The 13181-nt window shown below is 41.9% G+C and carries 12 protein-coding genes; 6 read left to right on the top strand and 6 right to left on the bottom strand.

What is annotated here, in order from left to right:
• Nucleotides 1–284 precede the first annotated feature (284 nt).
• Entirely contained in the window at nt 285–1115 is an 831-nt protein-coding gene (locus BFP75_RS20995; protein ID WP_099547273.1) for an S-adenosyl-l-methionine hydroxide adenosyltransferase family protein, read from the bottom strand.
• A gap of 129 nt (nt 1116–1244) precedes the next feature.
• Here BFP75_RS20995 and BFP75_RS20990 point away from each other — a divergent pair, with 129 nt between their 5' ends.
• A complete protein-coding gene (locus tag BFP75_RS20990) occupies nt 1245–2198 on the top strand; it encodes a PhoH family protein (RefSeq protein ID WP_099547317.1) in 954 nt (317 codons plus the stop codon).
• Between the two features lie 5 nt (nt 2199–2203).
• Entirely contained in the window at nt 2204–3157 is a 954-nt protein-coding gene (locus tag BFP75_RS20985; protein ID WP_099547272.1) for a phosphoribosylaminoimidazolesuccinocarboxamide synthase, read from the top strand.
• Here the strand turns inward: BFP75_RS20985 and BFP75_RS20980 are convergent, their stop codons facing one another.
• From BFP75_RS20980 to BFP75_RS20970, 3 genes are read right to left on the bottom strand one after another with little or no spacing between them, the layout of a single operon-like run.
• Nucleotides 3158–3808 (bottom strand): PolC-type DNA polymerase III, encoded by a 651-nt coding sequence (locus tag BFP75_RS20980; protein WP_099547271.1) that lies wholly within the window; start codon nt 3806–3808, stop codon nt 3158–3160.
• Nucleotides 3808–5727, bottom strand: a complete 1920-nt coding sequence (locus BFP75_RS20975) for a DUF294 nucleotidyltransferase-like domain-containing protein (protein ID WP_099547316.1) — start codon at nt 5725–5727, stop codon at nt 3808–3810. Before BFP75_RS20975 ends, BFP75_RS20980 begins: the two co-directional genes overlap by 1 nt.
• Nucleotides 5728–5747: 20 nt before the next feature.
• Entirely contained in the window at nt 5748–7181 is a 1434-nt protein-coding gene (locus BFP75_RS20970) for an L-serine ammonia-lyase (RefSeq protein ID WP_240531862.1), read from the bottom strand.
• Between the two features lie 200 nt (nt 7182–7381).
• Here BFP75_RS20970 and dnaK point away from each other — a divergent pair, with 200 nt between their 5' ends.
• Nucleotides 7382–9292, top strand: coding sequence for a molecular chaperone DnaK (gene dnaK / locus BFP75_RS20965; RefSeq protein ID WP_099547270.1), 1911 nt, complete (start codon nt 7382–7384; stop codon nt 9290–9292).
• A 156-nt stretch (nt 9293–9448) separates the two neighbouring features.
• Complete coding sequence (locus BFP75_RS20960) at nt 9449–10366, top strand: hypothetical protein (protein ID WP_099547269.1); 918 nt, start codon at nt 9449–9451, stop codon at nt 10364–10366.
• A gap of 1 nt (nt 10367) precedes the next feature.
• Here BFP75_RS20960 and BFP75_RS20955 read toward each other — a convergent pair whose 3' ends face one another.
• Entirely contained in the window at nt 10368–10919 is a 552-nt protein-coding gene (locus tag BFP75_RS20955; protein ID WP_099547268.1) for a GNAT family N-acetyltransferase, read from the bottom strand.
• A 1-nt stretch (nt 10920) separates the two neighbouring features.
• On the bottom strand, nt 10921–11568 hold the full coding sequence (locus BFP75_RS20950) for an alpha/beta hydrolase (RefSeq protein ID WP_099547267.1): 648 nt from the start codon (nt 11566–11568) through the stop codon (nt 10921–10923).
• Between the two features lie 65 nt (nt 11569–11633).
• On the opposite strand from BFP75_RS20950, the gene BFP75_RS20945 reads away from it, so the two are divergent.
• Both BFP75_RS20945 and BFP75_RS20940 read left to right on the top strand, forming a co-directional pair.
• Complete coding sequence (locus tag BFP75_RS20945) at nt 11634–12056, top strand: PaaI family thioesterase (RefSeq protein WP_099547314.1); 423 nt, start codon at nt 11634–11636, stop codon at nt 12054–12056.
• 1 nt (nt 12057) lies between these two features.
• Nucleotides 12058–13164: a chorismate-binding protein gene (locus BFP75_RS20940; protein ID WP_099547266.1), complete on the top strand. Its 1107-nt coding sequence runs from the start codon at nt 12058–12060 to the stop codon at nt 13162–13164.
• The last annotated feature ends 17 nt before the right edge of the window (nt 13165–13181 follow it).

Here is a 13181-nt window from a genome sequence, read left to right as displayed (position 1 = left end):
CAATCTGAAAAGCCCTTTAAACCTTCCGTAAAATCCAGCTGGTTTGAGGCTTTTGCCATCAAACAAAGATATTTTAAAAGGTTATTTTTCGGAAACAAACTTATCAACAGTCAGACAAGGTTCAATTGAACTTTAATTATCCGTTTTATAGGGGCTGACATTGTATATGGGGCAAAAATGATTACGGAGTTATTAACTATAAAGGTATTTCGAAAATTTTTCAGACCTATTAAAGGAAGAACTTGTGGAATATCAGGATTCCACTTTTTTGTGATAGAATTATTTTAGAGGAAATCAATAATAACGGTATCCCTGTAGTCAAGCCCCAAAAGAGTAACGGCGCCCCCAACGGTTTTAAGGTTACTTCTGTAGATGGCCAATTCTATATATTCGGAGGAATTGAAAAGGGCCAACAGGTCGCCGTCGCCTTTTCGTCTACTTTTTTCCACGGAGAAATCAATGATATCTGTATACCCTTTATGTATCTTTTTTATTTTGTGGTTGCGCACCAAAAGCTCAAAATCGCGTCCTTTTCTGTAGGCCTCAAAGAGATGTTTTTGAATATTGGTCACCACATTCCCATAGTTGTCAATATAAATGACGCTCCCAATTATCTTTTTCCCTTCATCAACGATGCGTGGCATAAATTCCCTAAGGTCCTTTAGATCTTCGAAAGGTTTGCCTACAACCTCCAATGTGCCCCCCCTGGCGATATGGCAAGCTACTTGTACGAAAACGCTCAATACGGGAAACGACCCATGCATGGGATCCGGGATTTTTATCTCAACGATCTTATCCGGTTTGATTTCGGATGTGATCAGTCCTATAACCCCGGTATTGGCACTGATAAAGTAATGGCCATTTATCAAAACAACAATATGTTGATTTTCTTGGGTGGCCTCTGAGTCTATTCCCACAATATGTATGGAGCCTTTTGGAAAGCTATTGTAGGAGTTCTTGAGTATGTAGGCGCACTCCTGAATGTTGAACGGGGTCACATTATGGGAAATATCAACAATTTTTGCATCTGGCAATTCACTGTAAATAGAACCTTTTAACACCCCAACAAAGTGGTCTTTCAATCCAAAATCAGTAGTAAGGGTGATAATTGCCATGCAGCAATGTTGATATGTTTTTGGTTAGTCAAACTTAATTTTTACTTAAATTTGATATACAAAATTAAACAAAAAAACAGCCAGGCGAAATTAAACTTGGTCCAATTAAAATCTTCAAAATCCCACTGTTTGAACGAAATCATATTAGAACTCACCGAGGTAAGTCCAAGAGAATTTTTTGGACAACAAAATGAAAATATAGAACTCTTAAAAAAGTATTTTCCAAAAATAAAAATTGTAGCCAGGGGCAATAAAATAAAGGCCTACGGGGAAGAGGACCAACTGGAGGAATTTGACAAACGCTTTGATATGCTTACGGAGCATTTCATAAAGTACAATAAGCTGGACGAAAATAGCATCGAAAGGGTACTTACCAGTACGGATTCCAAAGACTACCACGGCCCTGAAAATAGTGGGGAAACCTTGGTGCACGGGGTCAGTGGCAGATTGATAAAGGCCCAGACCGTCAATCAACGCCGTTTGGTAGATGCCGCCAGGAAAAACGATATGGTGTTCGCCATTGGTCCTGCTGGTACGGGTAAAACATATACGGGGGTGGCCCTAGCTGTGAAAGCCTTAAAGGAAAAGCAAGTAAGGCGTATCATTTTAACAAGACCTGCCGTGGAAGCGGGTGAAAATCTTGGATTTTTACCTGGTGACCTAAAGGAAAAACTAGATCCCTACATGCAGCCACTATACGATGCCCTTAGGGATATGATCCCTGCGGAAAAGCTGGCCCATTACATTGAGAACGGTACTATACAGATAGCCCCAATGGCATTTATGCGGGGAAGGACCTTGGACGATGCTTTTGTTATTCTGGATGAGGCCCAAAATACCACCCATGCCCAAATGAAAATGTTCCTCACGCGTATGGGCAGAAACGCGAAGTTTTTATTGACCGGGGATCCCGGTCAAATCGACTTGCCAAGGAGGACGATTTCCGGACTCAAGGAGGCTTTGCTGATCTTACAAAATGTGGAAGGCATCGAAATTATTTATCTGGACGATAAGGACGTCATTCGCCACAAACTGGTGAAGAAAGTCATAGAAGCCTATAAAACTATCGAACACCAAAACTAGAGGACATGGCCAACACCATTTTTGATACCAATTTTAAGTTTCCCGGACAAAAAAGTGTTTACAAAGGGAAGGTTAGGGAGGTCTATGCCCTTGAGGATGACCGCCTGGTCATGATTGCCACAGATCGACTTTCAGCTTTTGATGTCGTAATGCCCAAAGGTATACCCTATAAAGGTCAGATCTTAAATCAAATAGCCACTAAAATGATGGCTTCTACGGCTGATATCGTACCCAATTGGCTAACAGCGACCCCAGATCCAAATGTAGCCATAGGCCATGCCTGCGAACCTTTTAAGGTAGAAATGGTTATCCGCGGATATCTCTCCGGGCACGCGGCCAGGGAATACAAGTCCGGAAAAAGGACCCTATGCGGGGTATCCATGCCAGAAGGGTTGAAGGAGAACGATAAATTTCCATCACCTATCATAACTCCAGCTACCAAAGCGGAAATGGGGGATCATGACGAGGATATCTCCAAGGATGATATATTAAAAAGAGGCATCGTTTCCAAGGCCGATTATGAGGTACTTGAAAAATATACCCAAGCCTTGTTTGAACGCGGTACGGAAATAGCGGCGGGCCGAGGTCTTATATTGGTGGATACCAAATACGAATTTGGGAAAACAAAGGATGGGAAGATAGTTCTTATTGATGAAATCCATACGCCCGATTCTTCCCGTTATTTTTATTTGGACGGGTATCAGGAAAGACAGGATATGAACGAACCGCAAAAGCAATTGTCAAAGGAGTTTGTGCGACAATGGCTTATTTCCAATGGTTTTCAGGGATTGGAAGGTCAAAAAGTACCGGAAATGTCTGACGCTTACATTACATCCGTTTCCGAAAGATACATAGAGCTTTATGAAAATATCACTGGTGAAACCTTTCAAAAGGCTGATACCTTAAACATCCATGAACGGATCGAAAAGAATATTTTGGACTACTTAAGGAAGGGCTGATCATTTCAGGTTTTTTAAGGACAAGGCTCTTTTCTCCTTGAGTTTAGACAAAATTTTTAGAAAGGCGATTCCTGTAATGTAGGCATCCCCCAAAGCCGTGTGTCTATCTTTTTTGGAAATCGAAAATTTTTCGGCTAAATCATCCAGGGAATAGTGGTCTTTGGGCTGGACCAGATAGGATTTGATTAGCGTTTTTTTAAACAAAACCCCTGTATCCAAACAAATGTTTTTTAGTTTGGGCAATCCAATTCTTTTCAGGGCATTGTTGATCATTCCCATATCAAAGCCCGCATGATGGGCCACTATAATATGATTTTCAACATATTTTAGAAACCTTGGTATTGCTTCCTCCTCAGAAATGCAATCTTGCTTGCTATTCCTTAATATGCCATGAATGGGCACACTTTCCTTATTAAAGGCCTCTTGAGTAATGTACATTTCCAGCATATCATCCACTTGGATACGATTGCCCTTTAATTTTAGGGCGCCAATGGAAAGGATACGATCGTTTGTTCTATCGAAACCAGTGGTCTCCGTATCCAGAACCACAAAAGTGAGTTGGTCAAATTCCGTGGGCAAGGATTGTCTAAAAAGTGCGACATATTCTTTCCAATAGTCGGGATATTTCGCGGAACGATTAAAGATACCCATCAGCCTAAAATATTGGAAACCTTAAACCGAATGGAAATCAGGTCCTGAATTTCCTTAATGGCCTTAAAGGTTCTTTTTAATTTCATTTTTTCCTCCTTGGTCAAGGATTCCAACTCGATGTATCGTCCGGAATCATGGTGCAGCAAACCTTGTTTCGTCTTAAATTTCAGTAAGGCCTTGGTGGCGTACGAACAGGCCAAATACAATTCCTGGTTGTTTGGTTCCAATTCTGCCAATTTTTCATAACGTTCCCAAGTATTGCTTATTCCCTTTATAGAGTGTGAAAGCACGAGTACCCGGGCGGCATCTATTAGGGGTCTCAATGCCCTGTTCTTTAAGTCGAAAAAATCCTTATGCTGTCCATCCTGTTCCACTAAAAACGAGCGAAAGAAACCAGAAGGGGAAGGACTTTGCAAGGCACCGTTGGCGATATGAACCAAGAAAATCGGGTATTTTTTTACACTGGAGAAAATAAAATCGGACAGTTCGTTCATTAAATCTGGATGGCCATAGGCCAAACTATAGTCAAAAAAAATGGAGGACATCAAAACCTCGTTGGGGCCTGGATTAATGATCCAGTAGGAAATTTTGTTTTTCCATTCCTGTAGGCTCAGACACCATTTGGGGTTCGAAGCCATCATGTCCGCAGGACAATATTCATACCCAATTTTATTTAGGCCCTTGGTCACCATGCTGGAAAGTTCCAAAAAGTATTCAGTTGTCGCGGGCAGCTGATCTTCCGCTACATCCTCGAATACAAGGGCATTGTCCTGATCCGTATGGAGTAATTGTTCACCCCTTCCTTGGCTTCCCAAGGCCAGCCATGCAAAGTTTACCGGTGGTGGAACCTTCATGCGCTCCAAAGAAATTGCTATAACTTGTTTGATACAGGTATCGTTCAGCTCGGAAATTATCTTGGAAGTCAAGGCCATGGGCAGGTTTTGTTCCAGATATCCGTTTAAAAGCATCATGATGCTTTTACGAAGCTCCTTGACCTGTTTTATTTTTTTGGCTCTTTTGATGGCTTTTACGATTACGGAGGGATTGTCCCCAAGGGATACCATGATATCGTTTTTGGATATTATCCCTACCGGACCACTATTTGTGGTACCGTCTTTGGTCAGAATTAAATGGCTGATGTCATTTTTCATCATGGCCATTTGCGCCTGGGCGATGGTAATTTTTTCGGGATACGTAATAACGGGGGAGGACATGATATTCCTGACACTTGAGGTAATGGGAAAATCCCCGGTCACCACTTTATTCCTTAAATCCTTGTCCGTGACAATGCCTATAGGCAGTTCATTTTTACAGATTAGAACCGAACCTATACGATGTTTTGTCATTATCGCCGCCGCTTTTTGGATGGTGGTTTTTGGTCCGCAGGAAACTAATTTTTTAGAATATCGGATGGGCTGAAAATCATCGATGACCAAATTACCTTGCGCATTCAAAGTTGTGGAAATACCTGATCTTTCCAATTTCCTTGTTTGGTTGTACGGGTTACGTGTGTTGGATGCGAAACTTTCCGTCAAAAAGTTGGAAACACGTTGATTGGATTCTGAAATGGGCCTGAAAACCGCAATGGGAATTGCATATAGAATGGATTCCTCATAGGCTCTGGCCTCCAGCTTATAGTCCTCCTTTGCGATCAATGGTCTTAGCCCGAAAATATCGCCCTCGTCGCAATAATCCGTAACCGACTTCAAAATTGGATTATTGAGTTCGATAGCCCCTTTGTGCACCACATAGAAACTTGGATGGGCTTCTTCCCCAAAGGAAAAAACGGGACTTCCCTTTTCTTTATAGATAATGGTCACCTGCTGGGATAGATCTTCCAAAAGTTTTTTATCCATGATGTTGAAAGGTGGATAGTTCTTTAAAAAATCCGCAACACGTTCTGAAATTAAATTCTTCATTTCATCCTGTTTTTTACGGATTAGCAATCGCTTAGAAATACCCCAACGGCCAATCCTCCCTCAGAGGTTTCCTTGTACTTGGAACTCATATCCTTGGCGGTTTCCCACATCGTCTGGACCACTTTGTCCAAGGGAACCTTGGCTTCGGCAGGATCGGATCCCAATGCCAATTCGGCTGCATGGATGGCCTTTATCGCTCCCATGGAATTGCGTTCTATACATGGAATCTGTACCAATCCGCCTATAGGATCGCAGGTAAGGCCCAAATGGTGTTCCATGGCAATTTCCGCGGCCATAAGGACTTGTTCTGGTGTTCCTCCCAAAAGTTCTGTCAGGGCACCTGCCGCCATAGCGGAGGACACCCCAATTTCGGCCTGGCAACCGCCCATGGCAGCGGAAATGGTCGCACCTTTTTTAAAGATGCTTCCAATTTCCCCGGCAACGAGTAAAAATTGTTTTATGTGTTCAAAATTACCTCCATGGTTCTCAATGACCAAATAATACATGAGAACTGCAGGTATCACGCCCGCACTGCCATTGGTAGGGGCCGTGACAACCCTTCCCAAGGAAGCGTTCACTTCATTTACGCTAAGGGCAAAACAACTGACCCATTGTAATATCTGTCTGAATTTGACCTCTGTTTGGCGGATTGTCTGCAGCCATTCCTCCGGGTTGGAGTAGGGCAGGGCGCCCTTAAGGTTTTCATGAAGTTCGAACGCCCTCCTTTTTACGTTAAGTCCACCGGGTAGTTTTCCTTGGGTATGACATCCTATATACATACATTCCAACATTGTGTTCCAAATCCTATGTATTTGAAGGTCGATCTCTTCGTTGGACCTTAACGATCGTTCATTTTCCAAGACTATTTCAGAAATGGTTTTGGATTCTTTTTGACATAGGTCAAGCAGTTCCTGGCCATTTTCAACAGGGTACGGAAATGTGTTAAAGGCCTCATCCTTTTTCTTGGCGTTTTTGCGCTCTTCGACCACTACGAATCCTCCCCCAATGGAATAATATGTTTTTGAGGTTTTTTTTCCATCGAGCAGTTTGGCCTGAAACTTTAATCCATTGGCATGGAATGGCAGGAACTTTTTATGGAAAATAATATCTTTTTCAGGGTCGAAACCTAGGGTATGGATAGCGCCAAAATTCAGTTTATGTGAGTTTTTGACATCTTGGACCAATGCATGAATGTCTTCAATGGGAATCGTTTCCGGGTCTTTGCCCAACAATCCTAAAATGATGGCATAGTCCGTAGCATGTCCTTTGCCGGTAAGCGAAAGGGATCCGTAAACCTGCACGCAGATGGAGGCGACCTTATCAAACCTGTCTTCTTCCCTAAGTTCCTTTATCCATCTTTCCGCGGCCCGCCATGGTCCCAAAGTATGGGAGCTGGAAGGGCCAATACCTATTTTAAGCATATCAAAAATGCTAATGCTTTCTCTTTGCCGCATATTCTTTAATCTAGTCCAACACTAAAGTACAAAGTTAGATTAAGGTAGTTTATGATTTCTTTTTTTGATTTCGGCAAATCGGCCCAGATTATTTAAAATCAGGATTAAATGACATCCTGTCAGTTTTTCCCCCTTGGCATATTGTTTGTCATTTAGAAGATGACTGAAAAATTAAGCACTTAAATTTTAAAACATATAAAATGAGTAAGATTATTGGAATAGATTTGGGTACTACCAACTCCTGTGTCTCCGTGATGGAAGGTAATGAGCCAGTAGTAATTCCAAACGCAGAAGGTAAAAGAACAACACCGTCCGTTATTGCTTTTGTGGATGGCGGTGAGATTAAGGTTGGGGACCCTGCGAAAAGACAAGCGGTTACCAATCCAAATAAAACTATTTACTCCATAAAACGATTTATGGGGAATAAATTTTCCGAGTCGGAAAAAGAGGCGAAAAGAGTACCTTATAAGGTCACCAAAGGAGATAACGATACCCCAAGAGTGGATATTGATGGTCGTCTTTATACGCCACAGGAACTATCTGCCATGATTCTTCAAAAAATGAAGAAGACCGCTGAGGATTATTTGGGACAGGATGTTACCCGTGCCGTGATTACCGTCCCGGCCTACTTTAACGATTCCCAAAGACAGGCTACCAAAGAAGCTGGTGAAATAGCCGGACTTACCGTTGAGCGCATTATCAACGAACCTACGGCCGCCTCTTTGGCCTATGGTTTGGATAAGAAGGACACCGACCAAAAAATTGTCGTATTTGACTTTGGTGGTGGTACGCATGACGTATCCATCCTGGAATTGGGCGATGGTGTTTTTGAAGTATTGGCTACGGATGGTGATACACACCTAGGTGGGGATGATGTAGATCAAAAAATCATAGATTGGTTGGCAGAGGAATTCAAGGCGGAGGAAGGTTTGGATCTTCGTGACGACTCCATGGCTTTGCAACGACTGCGCGAGGCCGCGGAGAAAGCGAAAATTGAATTGTCCTCTTCTGCACAGACCGAAATCAACTTGCCTTACGTAACGGCAACCGCAACAGGACCAAAGCACTTGGTACGTACGTTGTCACGTTCAAAATTTGAGCAATTGATTGCTGATTTGGTCAAAAGAACCATTGAGCCTTGCGAAAGTGCCTTGAAAGCTGCGGGACTATCCAAAAGTGATATTGACGAAATTATATTGGTTGGTGGTTCCACAAGGATACCAGCGGTACAGGAAGCCGTTGAGAAATTCTTTGGCAAGAAACCTTCAAAGGGTGTAAACCCCGATGAGGTTGTGGCCATTGGCGCCGCGATTCAAGGTGGTGTATTGACAGGAGATGTAAAAGATGTACTGTTATTGGATGTAACTCCTTTATCTCTTGGGATTGAGACCATGGGTAGTGTTATGACCAAGTTGATCGAGGCGAACACTACGATACCAACAAAAAAATCCCAGGTATTCTCTACGGCCGCTGACAATCAGCCCTCCGTGGAAATCCATGTACTTCAAGGAGAGCGACCTATGGCCGCCGATAACAAAACAATTGGTAAGTTCCATTTGGACGGCATTCCACCGGCACCAAGGGGAACACCACAAATTGAAGTAACCTTTGATATTGATGCCAACGGTATCATCAAAGTTTCCGCAACCGACAAGGCCACCGGAAAATCCCAGGACATTCGAATAGAGGCTTCTTCCGGATTGACCGAGGAAGAAATCAAAAAAATGAAGGCAGAAGCCGAGGCCAATGCCGAAAGCGATAAAAAGGCGAAGGAAAAGGCGGATAAATTGAACGAAGCTGATGGTATGATCTTCCAGACCGAAAAGCAACTTTCGGAATTTGGCGATAAATTGTCCGAAGACAAGAAAAAGCCTATTGAGGATGCGCTAACGGAGTTAAAAGCCGCTTTTGAATCCAAAGATGTAGCTTTAATCACGCCAGCGCTTGACAAAATCAACGAAGCTTGGAAAGTAGCTTCGGAGGAAATGTACAAGGCACAGGCAGACGCACAACAGGGTGGTGCTCCAACGCAAGGGGAACCTACAGCGGACAGTGGTAATGCAACCGAAGGTGACAACGTAGAGGACGTAGACTTCGAAGAAGTCAAGTAGCCTGTCCTGAGCGAAGCCGAAAGGTAGACTTCGAGCTATTGAAATAAGAGGATATCAATACGTATCCATAAGCAAATGAAAGGAGCGATGAAAATCGCTCCTTTTTATTTTTGGAATGTAATTTGGTGGCGTTGGTAATTCAGTTAATTTTGTGATATGCCAAAAAGTTACTCCATCTTGTTTTTATTGGTTTACCTGATTTCACCATTTCAAGGTATTGGTCAGGAAATTCAAATCTTTAGTCTGGCCGATTTTGATTTGAAGGATAGTGTAAAAACTTCGCTTGTAAGCACTAAATATGGCAAGGAGGAATATGATTTTAACAGAAGGGGATTTCTAACCAAGTCCGTAACCCGATACAACGAGTCCGATTACGACGTAGTGTATTATAAGTATCAGGATACCCTTTTGGTTGAAAAGAGGTCCGAGACCTATAGGGAAAATAAGTTCGACCCCAGAACTTCTATCGCCCATTTTTATGAGTTGGATACCACTGAGAACAGAAAGATTACGGAAAAAATCATTTCCTATGACAAGGAATTTTTGGATCAATACGTGTATTTCTATGACGATAAAGGTGAATTGACAAAAATAGTCAGGACCAACAACGAAGGAACCGATGAAACTCTGGTGGAATACAAGAAATTTAAAGGGGAATATACCGTCACCTATTTATTGAACGGGGTGCCTTTGAAATCTATTAGAACGTCCTTCCAGAAAAAAAATGGGGAGAATCAGAAAATCGTACTTACCAAGGAATATCTTAAAGGGGAAGCCAATAAGGCCTATGAGGAAGTATTTGGCCCGGACGAAAAGCTACTGGCACTGCAGGAGTTTGAATTTGATATTGAGGACAAAAAATTTGTACCTACTGTGAGGACTACTTTTGATTATGACGAAAACGGCATGCTGGTTGAGGAAATTAAAAGGGGCGAAACCATTTTGGACAAAAAGCAATACATCTATCAATACGATCAGGAAGAAGGCGGCAATTGGGTCAAGCAGATCATAACCCCTGAAAATTCATATATCACACGAAAAATAACTTATTACGGACATAAGGAAAAGAACTGATTCAATTGTAATCTACCATCCATTCATTCCGTAACAGGCCATAACAACAGGTATTTCGTTTAAATCCATCCAGCAGATATACATCTTTTCGTAGAATACCTTCCAAAGTACACCCCAGTTTTTCGACTGCCTTTCTGGACCTACTATTTCGTTCATCCACCCTAAATTCCACTTTCTCAAAATCCAAATCGGTAAAGGCATAGTCCAACATTAACTTTTTCATTTGTGTATTAAGGCCGGTTCCCTGAAACTCTTTACCAATCCAGGTGGAACCTATATGAAGCACTTTATTCGTCCAGGCAATATTCATATATCGGGTACTCCCGGCATATTTTTCTATTTGCTTATCATATATAAGGAAGGGGATGGCCAATTTTTGTTTTTCTTGTTCCAAAGCAGCGCTTACATACTTTTTTAGTGCTTGTGGGGTTTCAATATCCGATGGGGAATACTGGACCAATTTTTTTTCGGAAGCCACTGGAATCAAGTACTGATAATTTTCCAAATTCAGGGGCGATAACTTTACTCTTTCGTTTTCAAGAATAATTTCCATATCAATCAGCTAGGGAATTAATAATTTCTTTTTTTAGTTCGTGCCCACCGTCAAATGTAATTTGTTCAGCTGTACCATGAAACAGGGCATTTAATCTTTTGGTTTCTTCCTCAAGTCTTTCGGTATTGATATATTCATCTTCAGTACCTACAATAGAGTATATCTTGGTTTTGTTTTCCAAAAGACTTGTAAAGTCATTTGCTGTCAATTCATTGGGCAGTCCTCCTGCATATAAAACTAGCTTTTCACATGGCAATCCTGTCTTTGCAATGAGCCTTGTAGCAATTGAAACCCCTTGTGAAAATCCAAACACGATTAGATTACATCGCGAAGGTATTCGTTCGTTTTCAATCACTTTTTCTATATAGTTAAGCACATTTTCTGTTTCCTGTTCCCTGTCCACTCTGGTCAACCAACTGGCTCCCACATGCCTGTATTTTCCATCTAGATAATATTTGGAAGGCGCCTGCGGCGCGATGACATAGTTCTCATCCTCCTTCAACGCATCAAAATACCTAAGAAAGTATTTGCTTAAAAATCCTATACCGTGAAAAACCAACCAAACATTCTTGGTCTTTGCGCCAAGTTCATTTAAGGTTTCATAGGTATTGGCATGTTGGTACCGGACTTGTTTTATTTCGGTTTGCATAAATCAATCGTCTTTGTTTCTGCCTCTTGGTTTTCTATTCCTTAATTTTACATAAAAAAAACAGCATGGGCGAACACAAAGATAAGATACTTGAGGTCTGCAATAACTCCTCTAAAAATACCCTTATGGAAACACTGGGTATCACATACGTGGATATGGGGGAGGATTTTCTAGTGGCCAAAATGCCGGTTACACCCAGTGTGCATCAGCCAGATGGTGTACTCCATGGAGGTGCTACGGTAGCGCTGGCTGAGAGTGTTGGTAGTATGGCTTCCTATATTTTTTTGAATGCAGCGGAGTATTTTGTAAGGGGAATCGAAATTTCTGCAAATCACGTTAAAAGTGTTAAGGACGGATTTGTATTTGCTAAGGCCTCATTTATACATAAAGGGAGGACCACACAGGTTTGGGATATCAGGATTACAAACGAGGATGACCAACTAATATCCGTGTGTAAATTGACTACGATCGCCTTACCTAAAAAATAATATGGCTAATTCCTTATTTGAAAAAGCCCAAAGTCGAATGATGCAAGGGCTTCCATTTGTGCTCTACAAAAAACCCAAGGAATCGTATGTCAAGGGTATTTTTCAATTGAGTGGAACCCTTCATTCGGTTATTGATTTTTCCGAAAGTGGTTTTGTGTTTGCTCCTTTTGACACGGCTAATAAACCTGTGCTCATACTGCCCGATGAGGTTTTCACAGAAGCAATACAATCAGAAAAGCCGTCCCTAAAAAAAAACCTTGAAAGATTGGAGCATATTGATTCCAAGCCTTTTGAAAGTATTGTTTCAAAGGCAATCGATTCCATTAGATCAGGCCAACTGGAAAAGGTCGTGCTATCTAGAACAAAGGACGTTTCTGTTTCAATTTCTATTTTTGCCATTTTTCAAAGATTGATCCATACCTACGGGAATGCCTTTTGTTATCTATGGCATCATCCAGAGGTAGGTACCTGGCTAGGTGCCACCCCAGAAATATTGTTGAAAGTAAGGGGTGATGTCTTTATAACGATGTCACTTGCTGGAACCCAACTTGTTACTGGGGACAATACGATACCGGTTTGGGGCGAGAAGGAATACCATGAACAACAAGTGGTTACGGATTATATAGAACAGTCTTTAAAGGATGGCGTGACAGACCTAAAGATTGGGAACTTGGAGACCGTTAGGGCTGGACACTTATGGCATTTGCGAACCAAGGTTTCAGGTCGGTTTAGAAAGGAAAAATTGGGCACATTGATTGAATCCCTGCATCCCACACCTGCGGTCTGCGGTATACCTAAGGAAAGGGCCAAAAAATTCATTTTGGAAAATGAAGGATATGACCGAATGTTTTACACGGGTTATTTAGGGGAACTAAACCTGAAGAATGAAGTAGATCGAAGTTCCAATAGCAGGAATACGGAACAAAAAGCCTATAGGTCCGTCATGGATGCAACAGCGCTTTATGTCAATTTGCGATGTATGAAATTGAATGGAAATAGGGCAACGTTATTTGTGGGCGGTGGAATTACCTCAGATTCTGACCCTTGGAAAGAATGGGAGGAAACTGAAAACAAAAGCCAAACCATTTTAAGGGTACTCTTGGATTAAGTGTAAAGCAATTGGTT

The sequence above is a fragment of the Maribacter sp. 4G9 genome (assembly GCF_002742265.1).
Lineage (GTDB): Bacteria > Bacteroidota > Bacteroidia > Flavobacteriales > Flavobacteriaceae > Maribacter.
The sequence above is the reverse complement of the archived record's forward strand: the minus strand, read 5'-3'. Positions and strand labels throughout refer to the sequence as shown.

Excerpts from the sequence above, each read along its gene's own strand:
- BFP75_RS20955 (WP_099547268.1), bottom strand. The coding sequence starts at position 10,919 with ATGGAAATTATTCTTGAAAACGAAAGAGTAAAGTTATCGCCCCTGAAT.
- BFP75_RS20960 (WP_099547269.1), top strand. The coding sequence starts at position 9,449 with ATGCCAAAAAGTTACTCCATCTTGTTTTTATTGGTTTACCTGATTTCA.
- BFP75_RS20975 (WP_099547316.1), bottom strand. The coding sequence starts at position 5,727 with ATGAAGAATTTAATTTCAGAACGTGTTGCGGATTTTTTAAAGAACTAT.
- BFP75_RS20970 (WP_240531862.1), bottom strand. The coding sequence starts at position 7,181 with ATGCGGCAAAGAGAAAGCATTAGCATTTTTGATATGCTTAAAATAGGT.
- BFP75_RS20950 (WP_099547267.1), bottom strand. The coding sequence starts at position 11,568 with ATGCAAACCGAAATAAAACAAGTCCGGTACCAACATGCCAATACCTAT.
- BFP75_RS20985 (WP_099547272.1), top strand. The coding sequence starts at position 2,204 with ATGGCCAACACCATTTTTGATACCAATTTTAAGTTTCCCGGACAAAAA.
- BFP75_RS20980 (WP_099547271.1), bottom strand. The coding sequence starts at position 3,808 with ATGGGTATCTTTAATCGTTCCGCGAAATATCCCGACTATTGGAAAGAA.
- BFP75_RS20995 (WP_099547273.1), bottom strand. The coding sequence starts at position 1,115 with ATGGCAATTATCACCCTTACTACTGATTTTGGATTGAAAGACCACTTT.
- BFP75_RS20945 (WP_099547314.1), top strand. The coding sequence starts at position 11,634 with ATGGGCGAACACAAAGATAAGATACTTGAGGTCTGCAATAACTCCTCT.
- BFP75_RS20940 (WP_099547266.1), top strand. The coding sequence starts at position 12,058 with ATGGCTAATTCCTTATTTGAAAAAGCCCAAAGTCGAATGATGCAAGGG.
- dnaK (WP_099547270.1), top strand. The coding sequence starts at position 7,382 with ATGAGTAAGATTATTGGAATAGATTTGGGTACTACCAACTCCTGTGTC.